This window comes from Paenibacillus lycopersici (genome assembly GCF_010119935.1).
GTDB classification, from domain to species: Bacteria; Bacillota; Bacilli; order Paenibacillales; family Paenibacillaceae; genus Paenibacillus_Z; species Paenibacillus_Z lycopersici.
Map to the genome: position 1 here is coordinate 2,867,098 of NZ_CP048209.1, position 18,162 is coordinate 2,885,259.

13 protein-coding genes are annotated in these 18,162 nt (G+C 57.3%); all 13 read left to right on the forward strand.

Translation table 11 applies throughout. From position 1 onward, the window contains the following. Window positions 1–16: 16 nt before the first annotated feature. Entirely contained in the window at window positions 17–4,324 is a 4,308-nt protein-coding gene (locus GXP70_RS12795) for a PolC-type DNA polymerase III (RefSeq protein ID WP_162357176.1), read from the forward strand. A gap of 1,180 nt (window positions 4,325–5,504) precedes the next feature. Continuing rightward, window positions 5,505–5,966 carry a ribosome maturation factor RimP gene (gene rimP / locus GXP70_RS12800; RefSeq protein WP_162357177.1) on the forward strand — a complete coding sequence of 154 codons (462 nt, stop codon included), beginning with the start codon at window positions 5,505–5,507 and terminating at the stop codon, window positions 5,964–5,966. A 67-nt stretch (window positions 5,967–6,033) separates the two neighbouring features. Further along, window positions 6,034–7,131, forward strand: coding sequence for a transcription termination factor NusA (gene nusA, locus GXP70_RS12805; protein ID WP_162357178.1), 1,098 nt, complete (start codon window positions 6,034–6,036; stop codon window positions 7,129–7,131). Window positions 7,132–7,166: 35 nt separating this feature from the next. Beyond that, a complete protein-coding gene (gene rnpM, locus GXP70_RS12810; RefSeq protein ID WP_162360452.1) occupies window positions 7,167–7,484 on the forward strand; it encodes an RNase P modulator RnpM in 318 nt (105 codons plus the stop codon). Continuing rightward, on the forward strand, window positions 7,471–7,800 hold the full coding sequence (locus tag GXP70_RS12815; RefSeq protein WP_162360453.1) for a L7Ae/L30e/S12e/Gadd45 family ribosomal protein: 330 nt from the start codon (window positions 7,471–7,473) through the stop codon (window positions 7,798–7,800). The genes rnpM and GXP70_RS12815 overlap by 14 nt, the downstream gene beginning before the upstream one ends. Continuing rightward, complete coding sequence (infB, locus tag GXP70_RS12820; protein ID WP_162357179.1) at window positions 7,793–10,762, forward strand: translation initiation factor IF-2; 2,970 nt, start codon at window positions 7,793–7,795, stop codon at window positions 10,760–10,762. The genes GXP70_RS12815 and infB overlap by 8 nt, the downstream gene beginning before the upstream one ends. 7 nt (window positions 10,763–10,769) lie before the next feature. Next, on the forward strand, window positions 10,770–11,132 hold the full coding sequence (rbfA, locus tag GXP70_RS12825) for a 30S ribosome-binding factor RbfA (RefSeq protein ID WP_162357180.1): 363 nt from the start codon (window positions 10,770–10,772) through the stop codon (window positions 11,130–11,132). Continuing rightward, the gene (locus GXP70_RS12830) at window positions 11,129–12,139 is read left to right on the forward strand and encodes a DHH family phosphoesterase (protein ID WP_162357181.1); all 1,011 of its coding nucleotides are present in this window, start codon (window positions 11,129–11,131) and stop codon (window positions 12,137–12,139) included. Before rbfA ends, GXP70_RS12830 begins: the two co-directional genes overlap by 4 nt. Beyond that, window positions 12,136–13,059 (forward strand): tRNA pseudouridine(55) synthase TruB, encoded by a 924-nt coding sequence (gene truB / locus GXP70_RS12835; RefSeq protein WP_162357182.1) that lies wholly within the window; start codon window positions 12,136–12,138, stop codon window positions 13,057–13,059. The genes GXP70_RS12830 and truB overlap by 4 nt, the downstream gene beginning before the upstream one ends. A gap of 218 nt (window positions 13,060–13,277) precedes the next feature. After that, window positions 13,278–14,234: a bifunctional riboflavin kinase/FAD synthetase gene (locus GXP70_RS12840; protein WP_162357183.1), complete on the forward strand. Its 957-nt coding sequence runs from the start codon at window positions 13,278–13,280 to the stop codon at window positions 14,232–14,234. Window positions 14,235–14,398: 164 nt separating this feature from the next. Further along, window positions 14,399–14,668, forward strand: a complete 270-nt coding sequence (gene rpsO, locus GXP70_RS12845; protein ID WP_161696834.1) for a 30S ribosomal protein S15 — start codon at window positions 14,399–14,401, stop codon at window positions 14,666–14,668. A gap of 216 nt (window positions 14,669–14,884) precedes the next feature. Beyond that, entirely contained in the window at window positions 14,885–16,987 is a 2,103-nt protein-coding gene (gene pnp, locus GXP70_RS12850; RefSeq protein WP_162357184.1) for a polyribonucleotide nucleotidyltransferase, read from the forward strand. A gap of 129 nt (window positions 16,988–17,116) precedes the next feature. Continuing rightward, window positions 17,117–18,115, forward strand: coding sequence for a polysaccharide deacetylase family protein (locus GXP70_RS12855; protein ID WP_162357185.1), 999 nt, complete (start codon window positions 17,117–17,119; stop codon window positions 18,113–18,115). Window positions 18,116–18,162 lie beyond the last annotated feature (47 nt).

Sequence of the window (18,162 nt, forward strand, 5' to 3'; positions counted from 1 at the left end):
TTTGGGGGAGGGCGACATGAACCAAACCGGGGATAAGCGGCAGCGGTTCGAACTGCTCTTGAAGCAGGCGGACCTGCCGCAGCAATTGACGGATGAGCATTTTGGCGATGGATTCATAGACAAAGTGATCGTAAGCCGGAGCAACCGGGAATGGACGTTTTGCATAAGCAAAACGTCTTTGGTTCCTTTACCGGCTTTTAGTGTTTTTTGCAGGGCGGTACAAAGCAAGTTCGCGCATATTGCGCAAATCTCGTTCCGGTTCCAGTTCGGCGGCGAGGTCGCCAGAGCGGATATCGTGACCGAATATTGGCCGGCCTTCGTCGAATGGCTGCAGCAAAGCAATGCGTCCATCAACGGCTGGATCAGCAAAGCGAAGATGGAGACGGACGGCGAGCTCGTCACGCTCTATATGATGGACGAGATGGGACTCGAAATGGCGAAGAAGAAACGGATCGACGAATTGGCGGTCGCCTTCTTCAAGGATCAATTCACGGTTCCCTGCCGCATCAAGATGAAGGTGGCGGAATCGAAGCAGGAAATCTACGAGGCGTTCGAACAGAAGCGGATCCAGGAAGAGCGCGACGTGATCGAGCAGATGATGACGGCCTCGATTGCGGAAGCGCCGCCTGTCGAAGAAGGCGATGTCCGGCTCGTCGTGGGCTACGACATTCGCGAGGAAGCCGTGCCGATCATGAACATTATCGAAGAAGAGAAGAAAATTACGGTCCAAGGCGCCGTGTTCGGGCTGGAAGAGAAAGAACTGCGCAACGGCAGCACGCTCTTCACCTTCAACGTAACCGACTTCTCCGATTCGATCGCGCTGAAAATGTTCGCCAAGACGAAGGACGACGTCAAAGTGCTCAAACAGCTGGCGAACGGCAAATGGGTCAAGGCGCGCGGCCGCGTGGAATACGACCGGTTCATGATGGAGCCGGAGCTCGTCATGATGCCGTCCGACCTGCACGAGGTCATGGCGCCGAGGGAACCGAAGGACGATGCGGAAGAGAAGCGCGTCGAGTTCCATTTGCACACGACGATGAGCACGATGGATGCGGTCACGTCCGTCGATACGTACATCAAGCAAGCTGCCAAATGGGGACATAAAGCGATTGCCATCACGGACCACGGGAACGTGCAGTGCTTCCCCGAAGCGGCGAAAGCGGCGAAGAAGAACGGCATTCAAGTGCTGTACGGCTTGGAGGCCAATGTCATCAACGACGCCATTCCGATGGTGATGAACGACCGCGAGGAACCGCTGGCGACGGCCGTTTACGTCGTTTTCGATATCGAGACGACGGGGCTGTCGGTCGTGAACAACAAGATCATCGAGCTGGCGGGCGTCAAAATGCAGGAAGGCAAAGAAATCGGCCGATTCTCGACGTTCATCAACCCGCATGAGAATATACCCTATAATATCCAGCAGCTGACGAACATCACGAACGAGATGGTTGCCGACGCGCCGGAGCTCGGGCCGAAGATCAAGGAATTCGTCGCGTTCATCGGCGACGCCGTTCTCGTCGCGCATAATGCCCGTTTCGATATGGGATTCATCCAGGCGGCGTGCAAGCTGCACGGGCTGCCGGAAGTGAAGAATCCGGTGCTCGATACGCTCGAGCTGGCGCGTTTCCTGCATCCTTCGATGAAGAACCACCGTCTCGGGACGCTGGCGGATAAATTCAAAATCAGTCTGGAGAACGCTCACCGCGCGATCGACGACTCCATCGCCCTGGGCGGCGTATTGTTCGCGTTGATCGGCGACGCCGCGGCTCGCAACATTACCGGCCTGCATATGCTGAACGACTATGTCGGACTGGACCTGTCCAATATGCGGCCGTTTCACTGCTGCATCTACGCACTGAATGCGGCAGGCAAGAAGAACTTATTCAAATTAATCTCGATGTCGCATACGCAATATTTCAAACGCGTCGCAATCATACCGAAGAGCAAGCTGACGGAGCTGCGGGAAGGGCTGCTCGTCATTTCCGGCTGCGAGAAAGGCGAGTTCTTCGAGGCGGTACTGAACAAGTCCATGGAAGAAGCCGAAGAGGTCGCGCATTATTACGACGTGCTCGAAATTCAGCCGATCACGTTCTACATGCATTTGGTGGAGAAGGGCTTCGTGGCAAGCCGCGCCGAAATCGAACAGGCGCTTCGCCGCGTGTGCGAGATCGGCGACAAGCTGGGCAAACCGGTCATCGCGACCGGCAACGTGCATTATTTGCAGGAGCGGGACAAAATGTTCCGCGACATTACGATTCACGGCATAACGGGCTTCAGTCCGCTCAAGGACATTACGAAGCCGGACGCGCATTTCCGGACGACCAAGGAGATGCTCGCCGAGTTCGCGTTCCTTGGCGAAGCCCGTGCGTACGAGGTGGTCGTGAAGAACACGAACGGGCTTGTCGACCGGTTCGAGGCATTCGATCTGTTCCCGTCGAAGCTGTTCGTTCCGATCATGGAAGGCGCAGACGAAGAGATGCGCGAAACTTGCTACGAAACGGCCAAGCGGCTATACGGCGAGCCGATTCCGGACGTTGTCGTGCAGCGGCTGGAGAAAGAGCTCGTGCCGATCACGAAGGCCGGCTTCTCCGCGAACTATTTGATATCCGAGCGGCTCGTGAAGAAGTCCAACGCGGACGGGTATCTTGTCGGCTCCCGGGGCTCGGTCGGTTCGTCCGTCGTGGCGACGTTCCTCGGCATTTCCGAGGTTAACCCGCTTCCGGCGCACTATACCTGTTTGAACGAAGCGTGCAAATACAGCGAATGGTTCCTCGACGGCAGCTATCCGAGCGGCTTCGACCTGCCGGACAAGATTTGCCCGAATTGCGGCAGGCCGCTCAAAGGGGAAGGCCAGGATATTCCGTTCGAGACGTTCCTCGGCTTCAAGGGCGATAAAGTTCCCGATATCGATTTGAACTTCTCGGGGGAATATCAGCCGACGGCGCATAACTTCACGAAAGAAATGTTCGGCGACAAGGCCGTTTACCGCGCGGGTACGATCGGCACCGTCGCCGAGAAGACCGCCTACGGCTTCGCCAAGAAGTACGAGGAAGAGAAAGGCAAGAAGTGGCGCGGCGCGGAGCTGTCCCGCCTGGCGTCCGGGTGTACCGGCGTCAAACGGAGCACGGGACAGCATCCCGGCGGCATCGTCGTCGTACCGGATTACATCGACGTGGAAGACGTTACGCCCGTGCAATACCCGGCGGATGACTTGAATGCCGAATGGCAGACGACGCATTTCGATTATCACGCGTTCGAAGAAAACCTGCTCAAGCTCGATATTCTCGGACACGACGATCCGACCATGATGCGGATGCTGCAGGACTTGACCGGGGTCGATCCGACGACGATTCCGATGAACGATCCGAAAGTCATGAGCATGTTCAGCTCGACCGACGCGCTCGGCGTCACGCCTGAGCAAATTCGCTCCTCCGTGGCGACGTACGGCGTTCCGGAGATGGGAACGAAGTTCGTTCGCCAGATGCTCGAGGAGACGAAGCCGTCGACCTTCGCGGATTTGCTGCAAATTTCGGGCTTGTCCCACGGCACCGGCGTTTGGCTCGGCAACGCGCAGGAGCTGATCAAGAACCGGACCTGCACGATCAAGACGGTTATCGGCTGTCGTGACGATATCATGCTCTACTTGATCTACAAGGCCGGCATGGACGCGGGCCTCGCGTTCAAAATTACCGAGAGCGTTCGTAAGGGACGCGGGCTGACCCCGGAATGGATCGAAGAGATGAAGAATTGCAAGGTGCCGCAATGGTACATCGATTCCTGTCTCAAGATCGAGTACATGTTCCCGAAAGCCCATGCCGCGGCCTACGTTATCTCCGCCGTGCGGACGGCGTTCTTCAAATTGTATTATCCGATCCATTATTATGCGACGTACTTCTCGATCCGCGCCGAGGACTTTGATCTGGAATTGCTGTGCCAAGGCTACGATGCGATTCTGAAGAAGCTGATCGAAATCGAGCAAAAAGGATTCAGCGCCACGCCGAAAGAGAAGAACAGCGTCTCGCTGCTCGAGATGGCGCTCGAAATGACCGCGCGGGGCTTCACCTTCAAGCCGATCGACCTGTACCGGTCCGAAGCGACGCGCTTCATCGTCGAAGGCACGTCGCTCATCCCGCCGTTCGGCGCGATCAGCGGCATCGGTGAGAACGCCGCCCGCAACATCGCGGGAGCGCGCGACTTCGGCGAGTTCCTGTCGATCGAAGATTTCCAGCAGAAGTCGAAGGCGACGAAGACGATCGTCGAAGTGCTGACCGGCATGGGATGTTTCCGCGGACTGCCGGAATCGAACCAGCTGTCGTTGTTCTAGGTTGCGAGAGGTAACTGGGGCCGCTGCGGCCACGTTCGTGAGCAAGCGAGTCTATAGCATGTGAGCGAGCGCCGCTGGGCGAGCTAAAGTGGTGCTAGGTTTACCGCAGGTAAACGAGCGACGCAGGAGCGACGAAGCCCTTCGCCCGGTTTCCGCAGGCGGTTGTCCAGGATTGGACAAGGCCAAACTTGAGGAATATATGGCCTTAGATTGTAGAGAAGCCCCATTACAGGTATCGGATGCGCAAGCGCACCGGCCAGAACCTTAAATTGGATGATTCGAGCAGGCTCGTGATAACTTGAGCTTGGAGCACGGACTGATTCAGCAGCGCTTCACCGGCTTGGACCGGACTGCACTGCACAAACCGTTTTGACCGAGCCGTCTTCATGACGGCCCGGTCGCGGTACGTCCGTCCGGTGAAGGAACGAAACGGACAGGGGATCCGTTATACACGTCATGATCGCGTCTTTTCGTGCGTTGGCGGACAGGGGATCCGTTATATCGGCCGATGCGCGTGTTTTCGATGTCATTCGGGGACATTAACGGATCCTGTGTCCAATCGCTCGTGGAAATAACGAATCCTCAGTTGGACCTGGAGGAGATCGATTCGTTCTGCACCTTCGGCGTCGAGACTTTTTCGACAGCCGCGCCTGCCTTGCCCTATAGCGCCGGCAAGCGAGTGGGAAGAAGGGAGCGCAGGGCGGGGCGGGGGTGCAGCCGGAGAGTTTACGTGCCGCCTTGAACTCGGATGCATCCATTGCCGGTTCGATCCCGGCATCGCGCGTTCAAAAGCGGCCGCAGGCGCATCCCACGCCAGGAGCGGCGGGGCACGCCCCAAGCGAGCCCGCCAGCGCCCCGACATATTGTCACCATTGCATGGTTATGGTATAATATTTCTGGTAATGCTGATGATACGACTTTTTCGCAGAAGAGTGGGGAAACCCACTCTTTACGTTTTGTCTGCACCTTTTTACGCTTACGGATGCCAACGGAGCTCTACCGCGTTCAAGCCCGCCGGGAGATTTGCCTGACGACGCGCTTGAATTGCTCCGGGAAGAAACCATCTTTCGCTGCCCGGCGAGGGCGGCAGGCCGTTCTTCCTGCAGGGTCGATAATCAGCTGAAAATTAAACTGACAGCTCGCCTTAAGACGACCAGCTGCAGTAGGAGGTACATCTTTTTTGAGCAAATCGAACATCAAAACCGTCATAGAGGAAATGGTCAAACCGTTTCTGGACGAGAATGGATTTGAACTCGTGGACGTGGAGTACGTCAAAGAAGGAAGCAACTGGTTTCTTCGGGTCTACGTTGATAAAGAAGGCAATATCGATATCGACGAGTGCGGCCGGATCAGCGAGTATCTGAGCGAGAAGCTCGACGAGAACGATCCGATTCCCGACGCGTACTTCCTGGAAGTATCCTCGCCGGGTGCCGAACGTCCGCTGAAGAAGCCGGAAGACGTCGCCAAATCGGTAGGCAAGCATGTCTTCGTTACGACGTACGAGCCGGTCGGCGGCTTGAAAGAATTCGAAGGCACGCTGGTTTCGTTCGACGGGGAGGAAGTCGTCGTCGAGATCGGCAAGAAGAAGCACGCGATTCCGTACGCGAAAGTTGCAAGCGCCCGTTTAGCCATTATCTTCTAGCAGAAGCGAGAAGCAGCGGCTTTACTATAATGTTAGGGAAACAGTCGAAAGGGGGAACTCATTTCCAATGAGCATGGAATTTATCGAAGCATTGAATGAAATCGAAAGAGAAAAAGGGATCGGCAAGGACATTTTGCTGGAAGCGATCGAGGCTGCCCTGATTTCCAGTTACAAACGCAATTTCAATACCGCGCAGAACGTGCGGGTGGACATTAACCGGTTTACGGGCGTCATTAAAGTCTATGCGCGCAAAACGGTCGTCGAAGATGTATTGGATCCGAGACTGGAAATTTCGGTGGAGGCTTCCCGCGAAATCAATCCGCACTACCACCTGGACGATATCGCGGAGATCGAAGTAACGCCGCGCGATTTCGGCCGTATTGCGGCGCAGACGGCGAAGCAGGTCGTGACGCAGCGCATTCGCGAAGCGGAGCGGGGACTCATCTACAATGCGTTCATCGATAAAGAAGAGGACATCGTGAACGGCATCGTGCAGCGCCAGGACGTGCGCAACCTGTTCATCGATCTGGGCAAGGTCGAAGCGGTGCTGCCGTTGACCGAGCTGATGCCGACGGATAAGTTCAAGCATGGCGACCGCGTGAAGTCGTTCATCACGAAAGTGGAGAATACGACGAAGGGACCGCAAATTTTCCTCTCGCGCACGCATCCGGGGCTGCTGAAGCGGCTGTTCGAGCTGGAAGTGCCTGAAATTTACGACGGCGTCGTCGAAATTCGCTCCGTTGCGCGCGAGGCGGGCTTCCGTTCCAAAATCGCCGTGCATTCCCGTAATCCGGAAGTCGATCCGGTCGGATCCTGCGTAGGCCAGAAGGGCATGCGCGTGCAGACGATCGTTACCGAGCTGAAGGGCGAGAAGATCGACATCGTGCGGTGGTCGGAGAACGTGGAAGAGTATGTGGCGAACGCGCTCAGCCCGTCCAAGGTCATCGAAGTCATCGTGTACGAGCAAGAGAAAATGGCGCGTGTCATCGTGCCGGATTACCAGCTCTCGCTGGCCATCGGCATCAAAGGACAGAACGCGCGTCTGGCCGCTAAGCTGACGGGCTGGAAAATCGATATTAAGAGCGAGACGCAAGCCGAGCAGGAGTTCGGCCGTCCGAAATCGCCAATGAGCACCATGCATCAGGATTCCGTCTCCATCGACTAACAGCCGGTCAGGAAGCGTTCAGGGGGGGATGAATGGTGAGACCGAGAAAAATTCCGCTGCGCAAATGCGTGGCTTGTCAAGAAATGAAACCCAAGAAGGAATTGATTCGTGTCGTACGTACGCCGGATGAAGCCGTCCTGATTGATTTAACGGGCAAAAAGGCTGGCAGAGGCGCGTACCTGTGCGGTCAAGTGGATTGCTTCAGGCTGGCCAAGAAGAGCCGGGCGCTCGACCGGGCTTTGAAACAGACGGTCGGACCGGAAATATACGATCAACTCGCACAGGATTTCATTGCCGTTGAGGATGAGTTCATCGCGGGCAAGGATGAGATGGATGATGATGAAGAAGCATAAGGCGCTTGCCATGCTCGGCATGGCCATGCGCGCAGGCAAGCTCGTAACCGGAGACGAAACCGTGCTGAAAGCCGTTCGGCAGGGCAAAGCGAAACTGGTTATAGTTGCGGCGGATGCATCAGATAATACGAAGAAGAAGTTTCGTGACAAGTGCGCGACATACAACGCGAACTGCTTGGAGGCATTTGACCGGGTTGCGCTGGGAGAAGCGATCGGCAAGTCGGAGCGGGTTATTCTGGGAGTGACGGACGCGGGCTTCGCCAAGAGCATCGTTCAAAGCTTAACTGAACCTTCGGAGGTGGCGTATATTGACTAAACAACAAGACAAAGACAATAAAGATAAATTGCGCGTGTATGAATACGCAAAATCGCTCAGCATGAGCAGCAAAGAGATCATCACCATTCTAAAACGTCTCAATCTGCCCGTGAACAACCATATGAGCGTCATGGAGAACGAGATGGTTTCGAAAGTGGAAGGTTTCTTCCGCGATATCAAGGCGAACGCAGCAGCCAAACGCGCGCAGGAGAACGCGACGGTCTCGGCGGCGGCGCAATCGTCCAATCGGCCTCAGCAGCAAGGGCAGCCAGAACGCAAGCAGGGTACGTTGAACGCTTCCGTGCAGCAGGGGCAAGGCAACAAAAATACGATAGAAAAACAGGGGAATATGAATATAACACACTCAAACACATCCACTACGCCCGCGGGATCATCCGCGAATTCGTCGAACAGTCAAGCGCCGGCTTCGAGCGCGCAAACGTCAGGTACATCTTCGCAAGGCAATGAGAACACCAGCACTGCCGGCAGCAATAGCAACAACGGCAGCGAGCGTCCGCAAGGCCAAGGCGGCGGCTATCAAGGCAACCGTCCGCAAGGCCAAGGCAGCCGCCCGCAAGGCCAAGGCGGCGGGTACCAAGGCAACCGTCCGCAAGGTCAAGGCGGCGGGTACCAAGGCAACCGTCCGCAAGGCCAAGGCGGCGGCTATCAAGGCAACCGTCCGCAAGGCCAAGGCGGCGGGTATCAAGGCAACCGTCCGCAAGGCCAGGGCCAAGGCGGAGGCGGGTATCAAGGCAATCGACCGCAAGGTCAAGGCGGCGGTCAAGGCAGCCGTCCGCAAGGCCAAGGCGGCGGGTATCAAGGCAACCGTCCGCAAGGCCAGGGCCAAGGCGGAGGCGGCTACCAAGGCAATCGTCCGCAAGGCGGAGGCGGTCAAGGCGGCGGTTACCAAGGCAACCGTCCAGCGGGCGGAGGCGGCGGTCAAGGCCAGGGCGGTTTCCGTTCTTCTGCGCCGGCGCCTAGTCAAGCGGCGAATCGCGGAGGCAGCGGTACTGCTCCTGCGCGCACGTTCGACAACAATCGCGGCTCGTCCGATGACCGGAGAAGAACGAATCCGAAAGCGGCGAACAATTCCTATAACAGCAATAAGCGTTTCGAAGACAACAACCGCGGCGGTTTCAAGAACAAAGGCGGCAAGAACAACCGCGGCAGAGGCGGTCAACAGCAAGAGCGCCGCGAGAAAATCGACAATACGCCGAAGAAAATCATCGTTCGCGGCACGGTAACGGTCGGCGATTTGGCTAAACTGCTCCATAAGGATGCATCGGAAGTCATCAAGAAGCTCATCATGCTCGGCGTTATGGCGACGATCAACCAAGAGGTGGATCTGGATACCGTTCAACTGATCGCGTCGGAATACGGCGTCGAGGTTGAAGTGAAGATCCCTGTCGAGGAAGATCAATTCGAGACGCTCGAAGAGAAGGACGACGAGGAATTGCTCGAGAGCCGTCCGCCGGTCGTCACGATCATGGGTCACGTCGACCACGGCAAAACGACCTTGCTCGACGCCATTCGTCAGACGAACGTTACAAGCGGCGAAGCAGGCGGCATTACGCAGCATATCGGCGCCTACCAAGTCGAGATCAACCATAAGAAAATCACGTTCCTGGATACGCCGGGCCACGAAGCGTTTACGCTCATGCGCGCCCGCGGCGCCCAAGTCACGGATATTACGATTATCGTCGTTGCGGCGGATGACGGCGTCATGCCGCAAACCGTCGAAGCGATTAACCATGCGAAAGCGGCGAACGTGCCGATTATCGTAGCTGTCAACAAGATCGACAAGCCGGACGCCGATCCGGACAAAATCAAGCAAAGCTTGACGGAATACGGTCTCGTTCCGGAAGAGTGGGGCGGCGACACGATTTTCGTCAACGTATCCGCTAAGCAGCGCATGGGTCTGGAAGAACTGCTTGAAATGATTCTGCTCGTCGCCGAAGTGAACGACTACAAAGCGAACCCGAACAAGCGGGCGCGCGGTACCGTCATCGAAGCCGAGCTCGACAAAGGCAAAGGGCCGGTCGCGCGTATTCTCGTGCAGCATGGCACGCTCAAGATCGGCGATGCGTTCGTTGCCGGCAATTGCTTCGGCCGTGTCCGCGCCATGGTCAACGACAGGGGCCGCCGGCTCAAAGAAGCGGGTCCGAGCACGCCGATCGAGATTACGGGCTTGACGGAAGTGCCGCAAGCGGGCGATCCGTTCCTCGCGTTCGAGGACGAGCGCAAAGCGCGGGCGATCGCAGAGCGCCGCGCCATCAAGCAGCGTCAATCCGAGCTCGGCGCGAACTCGCGCGTAACGCTCGAAGATTTGTACAATCATATTAAAGACGGCGAGATCAAGGATCTCAACGTGATCATTAAAGCGGACGTTCAAGGTTCTTCCGAAGCGCTGAAAGGCTCCCTGGCGAAGATCGACATCGAAGGCGTTCGCGTCAAGATCATTCACAGCGGCGCAGGCGCCATCACCGAGTCGGACATCAACCTCGCTGCGGCATCGAGCGCGATCGTCATCGGCTTTAACGTTCGTCCCGAGCCGCAGGCGCTTGCGACGGCCGAGCTGGAGAAAGTCGACATCCGCCTCCACAGCATCATTTACAACGTCATCGACGAGATCGAACATGCGATGAAAGGGATGCTGGATCCGGTGTACAAGGAAGTCGTTATCGGCCAGGCCGAAGTCCGCAACCTGTTCAAAGTTACCAAAGTCGGCGTAATCGCAGGCTGTATGGTCATTTCCGGCAAAATCACGCGCAATGCGAAAGCGCGCCTGATCCGCGGCGGCATCGTTGTGTTCGAAGGCGAAATCGAATCGCTCAAACGGTACAAAGACGATGCTAAAGAAGTGGCCCAAGGCTACGAATGCGGCATTACGCTCGATAAGTTCAACGACCTCAAAGAGGGCGACGTTATCGAGGCCTTCATCATGGAGTCCGTAGAGAGGTGATTGACCGATGGCCAAAGTCCGCGTAGGACGCGTAGGCGAACAAATCAAGAAAGAGCTCAGCACGCTCATTCAAAGCGAGCTGAAGGATCCCCGGATCGGCTTTATTACGGTGACAGGCGTTGAAGTTACGAACGACCTGTCCCAAGCCCGGGTTTACCTCAGCGTGCTTGGCAGCGATGAACAAAAGGCGGAAACGCTCAAAGCATTGGCGCGGGGAACGGGGTTCCTCCGTTCCGAGCTGGGCAAGCGCATCCGATTCCGCCACACGCCGGAGCTGTTGTTTAAATTCGACAGCAGCATCGAATACGGCAGCAAAATCGAATCGCTTCTTCACGATATCAATGCCGGAAGCGGCAGAGGCGAACAATGACGGCGGCAAAAACCGCCCTCTTCCCGGCCGCGTACATGGAGCAGCTTAAGGCTGCGCTGGATTTCATGCGGGACGGCAGCCGTTTTCTCGTCGTCGCGCATGTTCAACCGGACGGGGACGCAATCAGCTCGACGCTCGTCGTCGGCTGGCTGCTCCGGCAGCTGGGCAAACAGCCCGTCATGATTAACGAAGGCGCCGTTCCCGTGCGCCTTCATTTCTTGGAGCAATCCGCGAGCATCATCAATTACGGCAAGCAGCCGCCGGAAGAGAAGTTCGACCGCGTGATCGCCATCGATTGCGCAGACTTCCGCCGAATCGGCCTTGCGAACGCTTGTTTCGAAGACGATGCGCTGCTGCTCAACATCGACCATCATCCGACGAACAATGCGTTCGGCTCGCATAATCTCATTCGGACCGATGCCGCGGCAACGGTGGAGATCCTGTACGATCTGATCGAGTATGCCGGCATCGCGCCGGACACCGAAGCGGCGACGGCGATTTACACCGGTTTGCTGACGGATACGGGCGGATTCCGGTATTCCAATACGACGCCGCGCGTGATGCAGGTAGCATCCCTGATGCTGGCGGAAGGCGTGAAAGGGCACTGGATCGCCAATCATCTGCTGGAGCGAATGACGAAGCCGCAGCTGCTGCTTCTACAGCGCGGGTTGAGCCGGCTGACGTTCTCGGACGACAACCAGATCGCTTGGCTGTACGTCGCTTTTGCCGACATGGCGGAAACCGGCGCGATCGGCGAAGATTTGGAAGGCCTCGTGAACTATGCGCTGAACGTCGAAGGCGTGCAGGTCGGGATCTTGTTCAAGGAAACCGAGAACGGCGACGTGAAGGTGAGCATGCGTTCCGCGGGGAAAGCCGATGTCGCGGCGATCGCGCAATCGTTCGGCGGCGGCGGGCATGTGCGCGCAGCGGGCTGCCGGTTAGAGCAAGGGATACAGGAAGCGGTCGCATCCGTGGTACAAGCCGTTAGAGAGGCGTTGAACCGATGATCGACGGCATTCTGGCAGTTTGGAAACCGGCCGGCTGGACCTCTCATGATGTCGTGGCGAAAGTCAGAGGCATTCTGAAGGTGAAACGTATCGGCCATACGGGCACGCTGGATCCGCAAGTGACAGGCGTTCTCCCGCTCTGCGTCGGACGCGCGACTCGCGTGGTGGAGTACGTGCAGGAACGCCCCAAATCGTACGAAGCCGTCATGCGGTTCGGACTGTCGACGGATACGGAAGACATGACGGGGACTGTGACGAACGAGCTGCCTTCGGTCTCGCTGACGGAAGCCCGGATCCGGGAAGTGCTGGCCTCGTTCATCGGCGAAATCGATCAGGTGCCGCCGATGTTCTCGGCCGTGCGGGTCGACGGCAAACGGCTGTACGAGCTGGCGCGGGAAGGTCAAGTGATCGAGCGGCAATCCCGCAAAGTGTCGATATACGAGCTGGAGCTGCTTGAAGCGCAATTGGATCAGCCGCACCCGGTTATCCGCTTCTCGGTCGTTTGTTCGAAAGGGACGTACATTCGTACGCTGTGCGTCGATATCGGCGCGGCGCTTCAAGTGCCTGCCGTGATGGTGAAGCTGATTCGGACGATGTCGGGCGGATTCACGCAGACGGACTGTTTGACGCTCGAAGAAATCGCGCGGCACAAAGCAGACGGCACGATCGCGGACAAGCTGACGGCGCTGGACGAAGCGTTGGACCATTTTCCGAAGATTACGATCAGCGATTCGGACGTGCGGCACGCCTTCCAAGGAAAGCGTGTCCCGCTGCGCAATATCGTCGCGCACGATCCATACGAGAACGATTCCCTGCTTCGCGTATACGGAGCAGACGGAATGTTCGCGGGCGTCTTTCAACCGGATGCCGAATCCGGCACGCTCAAAGCCGTCAAGGTATTTACGCCGACGGCAGACTAGGCTGGTCGTACCAGGCGCGAGTCATCCTCTCGCACCCAAGGTACTGCTCGCCCATGCAACCAGGGCTGGTCGTACCAGGCGCGAGTCATCCTCTCGCACCCAAGGTACTGCTCGCCCATGCAACCAGGGCTGGTCGTACCAGGCGCGAGTCATCCTCTCGCACCCAAGGTACTGCTCGCCCATGCAACCAAGCAAGATGATAAAGCAGGTGTGACTGCATGGAAATCATTTCGTTGCAATATCCGATCGCAGATGCGGCGGCCGTTAAGCATTCGAAGCCGAAGACGCTTGCCATCGGTCATTTCGACGGCGTTCATCGCGGCCATCAGAACGTGATCGCGCAAGCGGTCGCGTCTGCGCGGGCTAACGGCCTTCAAGGAGCCGTCATGACGTTTCATCCCCATCCCAAAGAAGTGCTGGGCCGCAGCGGCCAGTATCAAGTCAGCCTGACGCCGCTCGAGGACAAGGTCGAGCGCTTCCGCAAGCTGGGCGTTGAAGTCGTGTATATCGTTCAATTTGACCTGGAATTCGCCGGCGTGACCCCGGCCGAGTTTGTCGACTTCGTGCTTCGGCCGCTGCAGGTGAAGCGGGCCGTTGTCGGCTTCGATTTTACGTTCGGAGCCAGAGGGGCAGGCAAACCGGAGACGCTGTGGGCGCTCGGCGAGCCGGATATCGGGGTGGAAATCGTGGAACCATTCATTCAAGACGGCGATAAAGTAAGCAGCACGCGCATTCGCGAGGCATTGATCGGCGGTCGTCCCGAAGAAGCGGCCTCGCTTCTCGGCGAGCCCTATGAAGTGCGCGGCGTTGTCGTGCGAGGGGAAGGCAGGGGCCGCAAGCTTGGATATCCGACGGCGAACATCCAGCAGGAGTCCGGCTTCTTCATTCCGCGCCAAGGCGTCTATGCCATCATGGCGGAGGTCGAAGGCAAGCGCATTCCGGGCGTGCTGAATATCGGCGTGAAGCCGACGTTCCACGACAACCTGCCGGAGCCGGTCATGGAAGCGCACCTCTTCGACTTCAACGCAGATATTTACGGCGAGACGGTCTCCATCCAATTTATCGCCTTCCTGCGCACGGAGAAGAAGTTCGGCTCGATCGATGAACTGATCGCGCAGATCCATGCCGATGGCGACCAAGCCCGCGCGTTATTGAGCGCCTATAATAAGAAATAGAATTCGCATTTACTTCTTCTAGCTAGATATGCTATACTCTAATACGTTGCGTAGTCGCACTTATGATCCGGTAACGCGCAGCACGAACCTTAGCTTGGCCTGTCCGTCATTCACCGGGCGACGGCGAGGCTAACGGCGATTATGATACAAGGAGGTGAACACGGATGGCACTTACGCAAGAACGCAAGCACCAACTGATCGACGAACACAAAACCCACGCGAACGATACGGGATCCCCGGAAGTTCAAATCGCTATCCTGACGCAAAACATCGTCAATTTGACAGATCATCTTCGGACGCACAAGAAAGATCACCACTCGCGCCGCGGTCTGCTCAAAATGGTCGGTCAACGCCGTAAGCTGTTGGCTTACCTGAAGAACAAAGACGTACGACGTTACAGCGCATTGATCGAAAAACTCGGCCTTCGCCGATAATAGATGCGGGGATAAAAGCAACCTGGTTGTTACGCCGCCCGGGAATGACGGGCGGCTGCGCTGGGTTGCTTTTTATAAATAACAACCACGTTTCGCATACATAAACACGGCAAGCAGAAGCTCGCACGACGGGGCTTTTCTCATGCATAGATGCACATTTACAATACTGATGATGGGGATAATGGAAACAGCCCCATTGCAGTGAGGAGGAATTATATGCTGCAACGCGTAGAAACAACTTTAGGCGGCCGTCCGCTTGTGCTGGAGACCGGACGCTTGGCGAAACAAGCCAACGCGGCGGTAACGGTCAAATACGGCGAAACGGTCATTCTGTGCACGGTCGTCGCATCCAACGAACCCAAGAACCTCGACTTTTTCCCGCTGACGGTCAACTATGAAGAACGTCTGTATGCCGTCGGCAAAATCCCGGGCGGTTTCATTAAGCGCGAAGGCCGTCCGAGCGAGAAAGCGATTCTGGCGAGCCGTCTGACGGACCGTCCGATCCGCCCGCTCTTCCCGGAAGGCTTCCGCAATGACGTGCAGATCGCGAATATCGTCATGAGCGTCGATCAAGACTGCACGCCGGAAATCGCGGCGATGATCGGCACGTCCGCGGCGCTGACGATTTCGGATATTCCGTTCAACGGCCCGATCGGCGGCGTCGTCGTCGGCCGCGTCGACGGCCAATTCCTGATCAACCCGACGGTCGAGCAGGAAGCGAAGAGCGACGTGTACGTCGTCGTCGCGGGCACGAAAGACGCCATCATGATGGTGGAAGCCGAAGCGAACGAAGTGCCGGAAGAAGTCATGCTCGAAGCGATCATGTTCGGCCATGACGAGATTCGCCGCATCGTTGCATCGATCGAAGAGCTTCAGACGCTTGCGGGCAAACCGAAGATCGAAGTGAAATTGCATGCGGTGAACGAAGACGTGAACGGCGCGGTCCGCGCGTTCGCGCAGGCGCGTCTCGTCGAAGCGGTTCGCGTTATCGAGAAACACGCGCGCCAAGAAGCGATCGACGCCGTGAACAGCGACACCGTCGCCCATTTCGAAGTGGAGTACGCCGAAACGCCGGAACTGCTCGGCGACGTCAAGGAAGTGCTCTACGATATCGTCAAGGAAGAAGTCCGCCGCTTGATTACGCATGACAAAGTACGTCCGGATGGACGGGCATTGAACGAGATCCGTCCGATTGAATGCGATGTCGCGCTTCTGCCGCGCACGCACGGCTCCGGCCTGTTCACGCGCGGTCAGACGCAAGCGCTCAGCATCTGTACGCTTGGCGCGCTGGGAGACGTTCAAATTCTCGACGGCATCGACCTGACGGAAACGAAACGGTTCATGCATCATTATAACTTCCCGCCGTTCAGCGTAGGGGAAGCTAGACCGCTCCGTCCTCCGGGCCGCCGCGAAATCGGCCACGGCGCGCTCGGCGAGCGCGCGCTCTCGAAAGTCATTCCGAGCGAAACGGAATTCCCGTATACGATCCGCCTCGTATCCGAGGTATTGGAATCGAACGGTTCCACGAGCCAGGCGAGCATCTGCGCTAGTACGCTTGCGATGATGGATGCAGGCGTGCCGATCAAAGCGCCGGTTGCCGGCATTGCCATGGGTCTGATCAAGGACGGCGACCACTTCTCCATCCTGTCGGATATTCAAGGCATGGAAGATCACCTCGGCGACATGGACTTTAAGGTAGCGGGCACGGCAGCGGGCGTTACGGCGATTCAAATGGACATCAAGATCGACGGCATCGATCGCGCGATTCTGTCGCAATCGCTGGAGCAGGCGCGCGAAGGCCGCATGCACATCCTCGGCAAGATGAACGAAGTGATGCAAACGCCGCGTACAAGCCTGTCGCAATACGCGCCGAAGATCGTCATCATGAAAATCAATCCGGACAAGATCCGCGACGTTATCGGCTCCGGCGGTAAAATCATCAATAAAATCATTGACGAGACCGGCGTGAAAATCGATATCGAGCAAGACGGCACCGTCTTTATCGCGTCGTCCAACGCGGAAGCGAACGAGCGCGCGAAGCAGATCATCGAAGGCATCGTACGCGAAGTCGTTGTCGGCGAAGTGTATTTGGGCACGGTGAAGCGGATTGAGAAATTCGGCTGCTTCGTTGAAATTCTCCCGAACAAGGACGGCCTCGTCCACATTTCGCAAGTCTCCACGGAGCGCATTGCGAAAGTCGAGGACGTGCTCAAAATCGGCGATCAAATTACGGTTAAAGTAACGGAAATCGATGCGCAAGGACGGATCAACCTGTCCCGCAAAGCCGTCCTGGCGCCTGAAGTGCCGGCACAGCAATAAGCGGCAGCATCGAACGAACATAGCGAGAGGCAGGCGAACCCTGTCTCTTTTTTTATTTTGGCGCTTCCTTCTCCATTCACATATTGTGGGCCGAGCCATAATAAGATGAAGGAGAAGGGGGGCCAAGCGATGAAGCTGAAGAAAGGAATCGTCATGCTGCTGACGATGGCCGCGCTGCTGATCGCGGCGAGATGGAACGGTCCGCTGTCCGCGTATCTGTTCGCGGTCAAGCAAGGGGATGCTGCGGCCATGGCGGCGGCCGTGCCGGAACCGTCCGATCAGAGCAAAGCGTCGCTGCGGGAGACGATTGCAGCCGAAGCGGCCAAGCGAAGCATTGCGCCGGTCGATGCGACCGTCGACCGGGTGTGGAAGGCGATACCGGGCTACAACGGGCTCGAAGTCGACGTCGACAAGTCGTATCGGCTGATGCTGCATGCGCCGGCGGACGAGCCGCTTCGCTTGGTCTACCGGGAAGTGGAGCCGAAGGTCGGCCTTGACGATCTCGGACGCGTCCCGATTTATAAGGGCAATCCGAACAAGCCGATGGTCGCGCTGATGATTAACGTCGCTTGGGGGAACGAGTATATTCCGTCCATGCTCCAGACGCTGAAGAAGGAGAACGTGAAAGCGACCTTCTTCTTCGACGGTTCATGGCTGAAGAAGAATATCGATATCGCGAAGCAGATTCAGGCGGCAGGCCATGAACTATCGAATCATGCGTATACGCATCCGAACATGAGCCAGCTCGACCGCAACGCGGCGTACAATCAGATTGCGAAGACGGACGCGCTGCTGAAATCGGCGCTGCATGTCCAGAATCGCTGGTTTGCGCCGCCCTCGGGCGATTTCAACCAGATGACCGTCGACGTTGCCGCCGAACAGGGATTGAAGACCGTCCTGTGGACGCTCGACACCGTCGATTGGAAGCATCCGCCCGCGTATTCGATCATCCAGAAGGTACGGACGCGCGTCGAACCGGGCTCGCTTATTCTGATGCATCCGACGGATTCGTCCAGCCAGGCGCTGCAAGGCATCATTTCCGCAATCAAAGGAAAGGGGCTGCTGCTGGGCACCGTGAGCGAGACGCTATCCTCCAAGCGGGCATCCCTAGTTGAGGCGCAACCATAATTTTGTTATAGTGAAGTCAATCATTTCAAGCTGTTGCTTGGGCGTAT